4 protein-coding genes are annotated in these 10,998 nt (G+C 63.7%); 3 read left to right on the top strand and 1 reads right to left on the bottom strand.

Going from position 1 to position 10,998, the window contains the following annotated elements; genetic code table 11:
- A partial coding sequence (locus AC1MHZ_RS10740) for a retention module-containing protein (RefSeq protein WP_482966337.1) occupies positions 1–5,370 on the bottom strand: 5,370 nt, incomplete at its 3' end.
- Between the two features lie 484 nt (positions 5,371–5,854).
- Between AC1MHZ_RS10740 and AC1MHZ_RS10735 the strand changes: the two genes are divergently transcribed.
- The 3 genes from AC1MHZ_RS10735 to AC1MHZ_RS10725 all read left to right on the top strand — a co-directional run bounded on the left by AC1MHZ_RS10735 (position 5,855) and on the right by AC1MHZ_RS10725 (position 10,803).
- Entirely contained in the window at positions 5,855–7,228 is a 1,374-nt protein-coding gene (locus AC1MHZ_RS10735; RefSeq protein WP_084857438.1) for a TolC family outer membrane protein, read from the top strand.
- A 74-nt stretch (positions 7,229–7,302) separates the two neighbouring features.
- A complete protein-coding gene (locus AC1MHZ_RS10730) occupies positions 7,303–9,438 on the top strand; it encodes a type I secretion system permease/ATPase (protein ID WP_482966405.1) in 2,136 nt (711 codons plus the stop codon).
- A gap of 9 nt (positions 9,439–9,447) precedes the next feature.
- The gene (locus tag AC1MHZ_RS10725) at positions 9,448–10,803 is read left to right on the top strand and encodes an HlyD family type I secretion periplasmic adaptor subunit (protein WP_084857436.1); all 1,356 of its coding nucleotides are present in this window, start codon (positions 9,448–9,450) and stop codon (positions 10,801–10,803) included.
- Positions 10,804–10,998: the final 195 nt, after the last annotated feature.

The raw sequence follows: 10,998 nt of genomic DNA, 5'->3' as shown, positions 1-10,998 counted from the left end.
GTTCACATCGATGTTGCCGCTGGCTGTGCTGCCATCGGTATCGGTCGCCGTGACCGTGAAGCTTTCGCCCAGGCTGTTGGCTTCGTTGGCGTTCGGGTGGGCTTCGTTGTCAGTCAGCGTGTAGCTGTAGCTCACCACGCCTGTGCTGGGGTTGTAGCCGGTGATGGTCAGGGTGTTGCCCAGCCCGGTCGTGACCGACTGCGGGAAGCCCGCGACCACGCCGCCGCTGACGACGGTGATGCCACCTACGGTCAGGGTTTGCAGGCCATCCAGTGCCGTGACGGTAAAGCTGCCGGTTTGGGTCAAGGCTGGTGTATCCGGTGCACTGCCGTCGGCCAGGTTTTTCTCGTAGACCGTCAGCTCACCGCCATTCACGCCCAGGCCATCCAGGGTCACCGAGTCATTGAGGTTGCTGACGTTCAGCTCCAGCACAGCGGTGCGCACATCGCCGTCGGCATCGGTCAGCGTATAGGTGAACTGCTCGATCCCGCTGCCACCGCCATGCAGGTTGAAGAAGTCCGGATCGCTGGCATTGAGCGTGTAGGTGTACGAGCCGTTGGCCGACAGCACCAGGGTGCCGTAGGTACCGACGAAAGTACCGGCCGTGATCGGGCCACTTGGGACGCGGTCGGCGCCCTGGGTGTCGTTGCCCAACACATTGCCGGTCAGCGTGGTGTGCTGCTCGGTGGCGGTTTCGACGTTGCTGTCACCTACGGCGGTCGGCAGGTCGTCGATGATGTTCACATCGATGTTGCCGCTGGCTGTGCTGCCATCGGTATCGGTCGCCGTGACCGTGAAGCTTTCGCCCAGGCTGTTGGCTTCGTTGGCGTTCGGGTGGGCTTCGTTGTCAGTCAGCGTGTAGCTGTAGCTCACCACGCCTGTGCTGGGGTTGTAGCCGGTGATGGTCAGGGTGTTGCCCAGCCCGGTCGTGACCGACTGCGGGAAGCCCGCGACCACGCCGCCGCTGACGACGGTGATGCCACCTACGGTCAGGGTTTGCAGGCCATCCAGCGCCGTGACGGTAAAGCTGCCGGTTTGGGTCAAGGCTGGTGTATCCGGAGCACTGCCGTCGGCCAGGTTTTTCTCGTAGACCGTCAGCTCACCACCTTGTACGCCCAGGCCGGTGAGCGTCACTGGATCGTTGAGGTTGCTGACGTTCAGCTCCAGCACAGCGGTGCGCACATCGCCATCGGCATCGGTCAGCGTATAGGTGAACTGCTCGATCCCGCTGCCACCGCCATGCAGGTTGAAGAAGTCCGGGTCGCTGGTGTTGAGCGTGTAGGTGTAGGAACCATTGGCCGACAGCACCAGGGTGCCGTAGGTGCCGACAAAGGTACCGGCCGTGATCGGGCCACTTGGGACGCGGTCGGCGCCCTGGGTGTCGTTGCCCAGCACATTGCCGGTCAGCGTGGTGTGTTGCTCGGTGGCGGTTTCGACGTTGCTGTCACCTACGGCGGTCGGCAGGTCGTCGATGATGTTCACATCGATGTTGCCGCTGGCTGTGCTGCCATCGGTATCGGTCGCCGTGACCGTGAAGCTTTCGCCCAGGCTGTTGGCTTCGTTGGCGTTCGGGTGGGCTTCGTTGTCAGTCAGTGTGTAGCTGTAGCTCACCACGCCTGTGCTGGGGTTGTAGCCGGTGATGGTCAGGGTGTTGCCCAGTCCCGTCAGGACCGACTGCGGGAAGCCCGCGACCACGCCGCCGCTGACGACGGTGATGCCACCTACGGTCAGGGTTTGCAGGCCATCCAGGGCAGTGACCGTGAAGGAACCCGTCTGGGTCAAGGCTGGTGTATCCGGTGCACTGCCGTCGGCCAGGTTTTTCTCGTAGACCGTCAGCTCACCGCCATTCACGCCCAGGCCATCCAGGGTCACCGAGTCATTGAGGTTGCTGACGTTCAGCTCCAGTACCGCGGTGCGCACATCGCCGTCGGCATCGGTCAGCGTATAGGTGAACTGCTCGATCCCGCTGCCACCGCCGTGCAAGTTGAAGAAGTCTGGGTCGCTGGTGTTGAGCGTGTAGGTGTACGAGCCATTGGCCGACAGCACCAGGGTGCCGTAGGTGCCGACGAAGGTACCGGCCGTGATCGGGCCACTTGGGACGCGGTCGGCGCCCTGGGTGTCGTTGCCCAGCACATTGCCGGTCAGCGTGGTGTGCTGCTCGGTGGCCGTTTCGACGTTGCTGTCGCCTACCGCTGTTGGCAGGTCGTCGATGATATTCACATCGATGTCGCCGCTGGCTGTGCTGCCATCGGTATCGGTCGCTGTGACCGTGAAGCTTTCGCTCAGGCTGTTGGCTTCGTTGCCATTTGGATGAGCTTCGTTGTCAGTCAGCGTGTAGCTGTAGCTCACCACGCCAGTGCTGGCGTTGTAGCCGGTGATGGTCAGGGTATTGCCCAGCCCGGTCGTGACCGACTGCGGGAAGCCCGCGACCACGCCACCGCTGACCACGGTGATGCCGCCTACGGTCAGGGTTTGCAGGCCATCCAGGGCGGTGACCGTGAACGAGCCAGTCTGGGTCAGTTCCCCCGCATCAGGGCTGCTACCGTCGGCGAGATGTTTCTCGTAAACGGTCAGCTCACCACCTTGTACGCCCAGGCCGGTGAGCGTCACTGGATCGTTGAGGTTGGTGACGTTCAACTCCAGCACTGCAGTACGCACATCGCCGTCGGCATCGGTCAGCGTATAGGTGAACTGCTCGATCCCGCTGCCACCGCCATGCAGGTTGAAGAAATCTGGGTCACTGGTGTTGAGCGTATAGGTGTACGAACCATTGGCCGACAGCACCAGAGTGCCGTAGGTGCCAACAAAAGTACCGGCCGTGATCGGGCCGGACGGCACACGGTCCGCACCCTGCACGTCATTGGCCAATACGTTGCCCGTCAGCGCCAGCTGGTTTTCAGTGGCCGTCGTGGCATTGGTATCGCCAACCGCCGTGGGCACATCATCCACGACGCTGACATCGAGGTTGCCCGTGGCGCTGCTGCCGTCGGTATCGGTCGCAACGACCGTGAAGCTCTCTCCAATACTGTTGGTTTCATTGCCATCCGGGTGCGCCTCGTTGTCGACGAGGGTATAGCTGTAGCTCACCACGCCAGTGCCGGGGTTGTAGCCGGTGATGCTCAGTGTATTGCCCAGCGGTGTGGTGATCGACTGCGGGAAACCTGCCGCCACGCCACCGCTGATCACGCTGATGCCGCCTACGGTCAGACTCTGCAAGCCGTCAGGTGCGGTGATGGTGAACGAACCGCCTTGCGTCAGCGCACCGGCGTCAGGGCTGCTTCCATCGCCAAGGTGCCGTTCCTGGACGACCAGCTCGCCACCGTTCACACCAAGGTCATCAAGAGAGACCGAGTCGTTGAGGTTGGCGACATTCAACTGCAATGTGGCCGTACTGAGATCGCCATCGGCATCGGTGAGGGTGTAGATAAATTGTTCTACAGCGCTGCCACCGCCGTGCAGGTTGAAGAAGTCCGGGTCGCTGGTGTTCAGCGTATAGGTGTAGGAACCATCGGCCGAGAGCACCAGGGTGCCATAGGTGCCGACGAAGGTGCCGGCCGTGATCGGGCCGCCAGGCACACGATCTGCGCCCTGCACGTCGTTGCCCAAGACATTGCCGGTCAGGGTGGTGTGCTGCTCGGTGGCCGTGGTCGCATTGCTGTCCGGCGCAGCGGACGGCACATCGTCGACGATATTGACCTGGATGCCCCCCGAAGCGCTGCTGCCATCGGTATCGGTCGCGACGACCGTGAAACGCTCGCCCAGGCTGTTGGCACCATTGGCGTTAGGATGGGCTTCGTTATCGGTGAGCGTGTAGGTGTAGCTCACAACGCCTGTACTGGGGTTGTAACCCGTAATGGTCAGCGTATTACCCAGCGCCGTGGTCAGCGACTGCGGGAAACCCGCGGTCACGCCATCACTGACCACGGCGATGCCACCCACGGTCAGGCTTTGCAGGCCATCGGGCGCGGCCACGGTGAAGCTGCCGCCTTGGGTCAGTGCGCCAGCGTCCGGGCTGCTGCCATCGCCCAGGTTGCGCTCGTGGACGGTGAGTTCGCCGCCACTCACATCCAGCCCCCCCAAAGTGACCGGATCATCGAGGTTGGTGACGTTGAGCACCAGGGTTGCCGTGCTGGCATCGCCGTCCGCATCGGTCAGGGTGTAGGTGAACTGCTCCACCCCTGTGCCACCGCCATGCAGCTGGGTGAAATCCGGGTCGCTGCTGTTGAGCGTATAGGTGTAGGAACCATCGGCCTTCAGCACCAGGGTGCCGTAGGTCCCGACGAACGTACCCGGCGTGATCGGCCCCTGCGGCATGCGATCGGCGCCTTGTATATCGTTGGCCAGCACAGTGCCGGTGAGCACCTGCTGGCTTTCGCTGGCACTGGCCAGGTTACCGTCGTCCACGGTCCGCGGCACATCGTCGACGATGCGAACATCCAGGCTGCCGCTGGCCACATCGCCATCGACATCGCTGGCCTGCACGGTGAACTGCTCCGCCAATGCATTGGCCCCAGCAGCCGAAGGATGCCCCTGGGTGCCCGCCAGGGTATAGCTGTAGCTGACCGTACCGGTGGCCGGGTCGTAGCCGGTGATGGTCAACACATTGCCCAGCCCGGTGGTCAGCGATTGGCCTACCCCGGTCACAACGCCGCCGGTGACGACGTTGATACCGCCGACATTGAGGTTGAACACACCGTCCGGGGCCAACACGGTGAACGTCCCGGCCTGGGTCAACAAGCCAGCATTGCTGGCCGACCCTTCGGGCAAGTTGGCCTCGTTCAGGGTCAGTTCGCTGCCGGCCACGTCCAGCCCCTGCAGGCTCACAGGGTTGTCCACAACCGGGGGCAAGTCGTCGTCGAAGCGGAAATCTCCGACATCGAGGTCTGCGAACTCAGGGATACCGTTGAACCCGGCCGTGGGGAAACCGATCACCGGGTCCACACGGCCGGCCACTTCACTGAGCAACACGAAACTGTGCCCTCCGCCCAATGCCCCGGGCGCGCTGCCGCTGTTGGGCCCGGCTGCGGTCGCTTCGGCTTCCTGGGTCGGGTCGGCGCCGGCGGCGATCGCCTTTTGCAGGCGCTCCACGTCGCTGAGCTGGGCCTGGGAGGGTGTCATCGCTTCGGGGGTGTGCACATGGCCTGCATGGTTGGCCAGTAACTGTGGCGTCAACGCCAGGCTGCTGTCGCGCCCCAAGGTCAGTTCGGCACCGTTGTTCAGGCGCACGGCCACGGCCCCGGCAGCGCCAGTTTCCAGCTGCTCCCCGGCAAACACGCGGTCGCCTTCGACCAACAGGCGGCGGGTGCCGTCGCTACCGACCGCAAACACCTGACCGACAATCTTGCTGACCACACCGAGTGATTTAGCCATGAATCCACGCCTCCATTGCTGCCGACGGGTTCCTGCAACCGAGGCCTGTAACGGAAGGTGCGGATCGGCCTGCCAGGCGCGTGATTCCACAGCGAATCACAACCGTTGCCCGACGCTCGACGAGGAAGGCGGCAAAACGAGATGGCCACATGACATATGTCAATAAACTGTCGCCAAATATCATTTTGCCTGTATCCCTTCGCGACTCCCCTGCCCTAAGCTGCAAGAAAAACGGGAACTTTTCTGAGATGCCCGAAAAACAACGCGTAGCGCTGATTCAGCGGACGACTTTGAATAGAACAATGTCGGGTATTTCTTAGACCGCATAAGTTTTTTTTCGCATAACTCTTATGAAGAAATCTTCTTAGCTCGGTCAGTAAATGTTCTTAGCTGTGTTGTTACAAACCTGAAACGGTTTGACCCTCATTTTTCGTCATTTTTTTGGCGATTGCGGGACCTTTTCAAGATCAGGGAGATGTACCCCATGCGCGTCCTAACCCCCATCACCAGTGCAATCCTGTTGGCCATGGCATGTACCAACGCTCAGGCGATGTCGATCACCGAAGCCGTCCAGAATGCCGTGGACCAGCACCCGGAGATCAGCGCCAGCCGTAACAGCCGGCTGTCGGCCGACGAGGATGTGAAGTTCGCGCGCGGGGGCTACTACCCGACCGTCGATCTGGTCGCAGGTTACGGTCGGCAACGCTCGGACAACACCAATACCCGCGGCTTCAATGCCGACGGCTCGCGCAACCACAACAAGGAAACCCTGACCTACACCCAGTCGGAGCTGCGCCTGCGGCAGATGCTGTTCGATGGCTTCAACACCGCCAACGAAGTGGGCCGTACCGAAGCGGTGGCCAACTCACGCGCCTACTACACCCAGGCCACGGCCGAGACCGTGGCCCTGCGCGCCATCGAGGTGTACCTGGAAGTGCTCAAGCGCCGCGAACTGGTGACCCTGGCCAAGAACAACCTGCAGGCCCACCTGCGCGTCAACGACCAGATCGGCCTGCGCAGCGAGCGCGGCGTGGGCAGCACCGCCGACCTGGATCAGTCCCGCGCCCGTCGTGCCCTGGCCGAGAACAACCTGGACACCGCAGAAGTCGACCTGGCCGACGCCGAGGCCAACTTCTACAGCGTGGTCGGGCGCATGCCCGACGAGCTGGAAACCCCCGTGACCATCAAGGGTGAAGTGCCTACTACCCTGGAACAGGCACGCCAGGGCATGCTGGAGAACAACCCCTACCTGAAATCGGCCCAGGCCGACGTGAATGCGGCCGAGCAGCAGTACGAAGTGGCCAAGTCACCCTTCTACCCTCGCCTGGACGCAGTACTGGCCACCGGCGCGAACAACAATACCGCTGGCCAGCGCGGCCACGACAACAATGACTGGCAGGCCGGCGTGGAGCTGAACTACAACCTGTTCCGCGGCGGCAGCGACAAGGCACGCCTGCAGTCCGACGCGCACAAGATCAACCAGGCCATGGACATCCGCAACAATGCCCTGCGCGAGCTCAACGAGAACCTGAGCCTGGCCTGGAACGCCATGAACAACGCACGCAAGCAGACCCCGACCGCCCGCGAATACGCCGAGACCACCCAGCGGGTACGCGCGGCCTATCAGGACCAATTCGGCCTCGGCCAGCGCACCCTGCTCGACCTGCTCGACAGCGAGAACGAGCTGTACAACGCCAACCGCCGCTACACCGAGGTGCGCTACACCGAGGAGTTCTCGATGTACCGGGTGCTGGCGAACATGGGCGAGCTGCTGAGCAAGCAACGTGTCTCGTTGCCACCGGAAGCCATTGCCAAGAGCGAAGTACGCAACGAAGCCCGGTTGCCTGACATGCGGTAGCGTTCGCACGCGCCAGGCTGTTCGTCCGGAACGGATTCCTCCCCCTGTGGCAGGAGTAGGCCATCGTGACCAGTATGCAAAGCGCGCAACCGCGCCTGGATGTTGATGATCCGTTGCTCGATGGCCTGCTGATCCTGTGCAGGTTGCATGGCTGCCCGGCCAGCCGTGCCGGCCTGTGCAGCGGTCTGCCCCTGGCCGACCAGCGCCTGCCCCTGGCGCTGTTGCCCCGCGCCGCCGCGCGTGCGGGCTTGCAGGCCAGGGTGCTGCAGCGCGACCTGGCCGCCATTTCAGCGCTCAACCTGCCGGTGCTGCTGCTGTTGAATGACGGCCGCAGCACGGTATTGCAGCGCTGGGGCGAGGATGGCCGGGCATTGCTGTTGCCCTGCGAGGCCGATGGCGGTGAACAATGGGTCGAACGCGACGCGCTGGAACACGCCTATGCCGGCCAGGCGCTGTTCGCCCGCCCACGGCATACTCTGGAAAACCTGCGCACGCCGCTGATGCCGCGGGTCGATGCCTGGTTTCGCGACACGCTCAGGCATTCACGCTGGCTGTACGGCGACGCCCTGCTGGCGAGCCTGCTGATCAACCTGTTGGGGCTGATGGTGCCGCTGTTCGTCATGCAGACCTACGACCGGGTGGTGCCCAACCAGGCCCTTTCCACGCTCTGGGTCCTGGTGGGCGGGTTGTTCGTCGGCACGGCGTTCGAACTGGTGCTGCGCATGGTGCGTGCCCACCTGCTGGACCAGGCCGGCAAGAAGACCGACCTGATCCTCTCGGCGACCCTCTTCGGACGCATCACCGGCATGGCCATGAAAGCGCGGCCAGCCACCATCGGCGGCTTCGCCCAGAGCATCCATGACTTCCAGGGCCTGCGTGAATTCCTCACCGCGGTGACCCTGACCAGCATCATCGACCTGCCGTTCGTGGTGCTGATGCTGCTGGTGATCGGCCTGATCGGCGGCTGGCTGGTGCTGATCCCACTGGTGGCCTTCCCGCTCGCCGTGGGCTTCGCCCTGCTCATCCAGGCGCGCCTGCGCGACACGGTGCAGAAAAGCCTGAGCCTGGGCTCGGTACGCCAGGCCCTGCTGATCGAGACCCTGGGGGGGCTTGAAACCCTCAAGGCCTGCGGTGCCGAGAGCGAGCGTCAATACCAGTGGGAACACACCAACGGCGCCATCGCCCGCCTCGACGTCCATGCCCGCAACCTGTCGTCCCTGGCCAGCAACGGTACGCTGTTCATCCAGCAATTCTGCGGTATGGCCACCATCGTCGCCGGGGTCTACAGCATCATCGCCGGCAACCTCAGCGTCGGGGCCCTGGTCGCCAGCTACATGCTCGGCAGCCGCGTGCTGGCGCCCCTGGGCCAGATCGCCGGGCTGATCACCCGCTATCAGCAGGCCCAGCTGACCATGCGCAGCACCGATGCGCTGATGGCCCTGCCCCAGGAACGCCAGGCCGAGCACCAGACGCTGGAACACACCACGCTGCAGGGTGGCCTGGCGTTCAACCATGTCAACTTCCGCTACCCAGGGCAGAGCGCCCTGGCCCTACAGGACGTGCGGCTGAGCATCCAGCCAGGCGAACGCATCGGCATCATCGGCCGTAGCGGCTCGGGCAAGAGCACCCTTGCCCGCCTGCTGATGGGCTTTCACCATCCGGACGAAGGCCAGGTGTTGCTCGACAACCTGGACCTGCGCCAGCTGGACATCGCCGACCTGCGCAGCCAGATGGGCTATGTGGCCCACGACCTGCCGCTCTTGGCGGGCAGCCTGCGCGACAACCTCACCCTCGGCGCACGTCACGTGAGCGATGCGCGCATGTTGGAGGTGGCTGAACTGACCGGCGTCAGCGAGCTGGCGCGCCTGCACCCGATGGGCTTCGACCGCCCGGTGGGCGAACGGGGCCAGCTGCTGTCCGGCGGCCAGCGCCAGGCCGTGCTGCTGGCCCGCGCCTTGCTGCTGGAGCCGCCGATCCTGATCCTCGACGAGCCCACCAGCCACATGGACAACAGCAGCGAGGAGCAATTGCGCCAACGCCTGCTGGCCTGGGTGCCAGGCAAGACCGTGCTGCTGGTCACCCACCGCACGTCCATGCTCAGCCTGGTGGACCGCCTGCTGGTGCTGGACAACGGCAAGATCGTTGCCGACGGGCCGAAGGATGCGGTCATAGACGCCCTGCGCAAGGGCCGCATCGGCGCAGCGCTCTAGGAGGCTCCCATGGCAATCGTGCACAGTGTACGCAGCTACGTCCAGAGCGCCGGCAAGAGCGCCGAGCGCGACTACATGCCGGAGCTGGCCGGCGCGACCTTGCAGGACGCCCCGCGCCTGTCTCGCCTGACGGTGTGGCTGGCCGCCGCATTGCTGCTGGTGGCCTTGGCCTGGGCCAAGTTCGCGGTGATCGACGAGGTCACCGTGGGCGAAGGCAAGGCCATCCCCTCGAGCAAGGTGCAGGTGGTGCAGAACCTGGAAGGCGGCATCGTCACCGAGATCTTCGTGCGCGAGGGGCAGATGGTCGACAAGGGCGCGACACTGCTGCGCCTGGACGATACGCGGTTCCTGTCCAACAAGGGTGAGAGCGAGGCCGATCGCTACGCCCTGACCGCACAGGTCGAACGCTTGTCGGCCGAAGCCGAGGGGCACCCGCTGGCGCTGTCGGACGAAGTCCGCGCCAAGGCTCCGCAAGTGGCCGAAGATGAGGTCGCCTTGTACGAATCGCGCCAGCGTCGCCTGGCCAGCGAGAAACAGACCCTGAACGAGCAACTGCGGCAGAAGACCCAGGAACTGGCCGAGTTCCGCTCCAAGGTCGAGCAGTATCGTTCGGCCCTGGGGCTGTTGCAGCAGGAGCTGAACATGTCGACGCCACTGGTGGGCACCGGGGCGATTTCGCCGGTGGAGATCCTGCGCCTGAAGCAGCGCACGGTGGAAGCGCGCGGCCAGCTCAACGCGACAAGCCTGGCGATACCACGGGCGGAGGCGGCAGTGGCGGAGATCAAGAGCAAGATCCAGGAGTCCGACGCGACCTTCCGCTCCGAGGCTGCCAAGGAGCTCAACGACAAGCGCACGGAACTGTCGAAGATCACCGCCTCGAGCATCGCCATCGACGACCGGGTCAACCGCACCACGGTGGTGTCGCCGGTGCGTGGGATCGTCAAGTTGCTGAAGGTCAATACCATCGGTGGAGTGGTACAGCCGGGCAGCGACCTGGTGGAGATCGTGCCGATCGAGGACAACCTGCTGATCGAGGCCAAAGTCCGCCCGCAGGATGTGGCGTTCCTGCATCCGGGACAGACGGCGATGGTCAAGGTTACGGCGTACGACTACACGATCTATGGAGGGCTCAAGGGCACGCTCGAATTGATCGGCGCGGATACGGTGACCGATGACAAGGGGAATGCGTTCTACCTGATCCAGGTGAGGACCGAGAAGAACCACCTTGGCGGGGACAGGAAGCCTTTGTTGATCATTCCGGGGATGGTGGCGACAGTGGATATCATCACGGGGCAGAAGAGTGTGTTGGATTATCTGTTGAAGCCGGTGCTCAAGGCGCGGACGGAGGCGCTTCGGGAGCGGTGAGGGGGCTTGGGCTTGGGCTTGGGCTTGGGCTTGGGCTTGGGCTTGGGCTTGGGCTTGGGCTTGGGCTTGGGCTTTTAGATTGTGACAACATTCGTTTTGGGTGGTGGCGCCACTGGCGCTTTTCGCCTTTACGGCGACCTACTTTTGCTCTTGGGCAAAAGTAGGCAAAAACCGCTGGCTCCTGCATCCGGCCCC

The sequence above is a fragment of the Pseudomonas sp. FA-1 genome (assembly GCF_056856075.1).
This window is presented reverse-complemented; position numbering and strand designations above follow the sequence as displayed.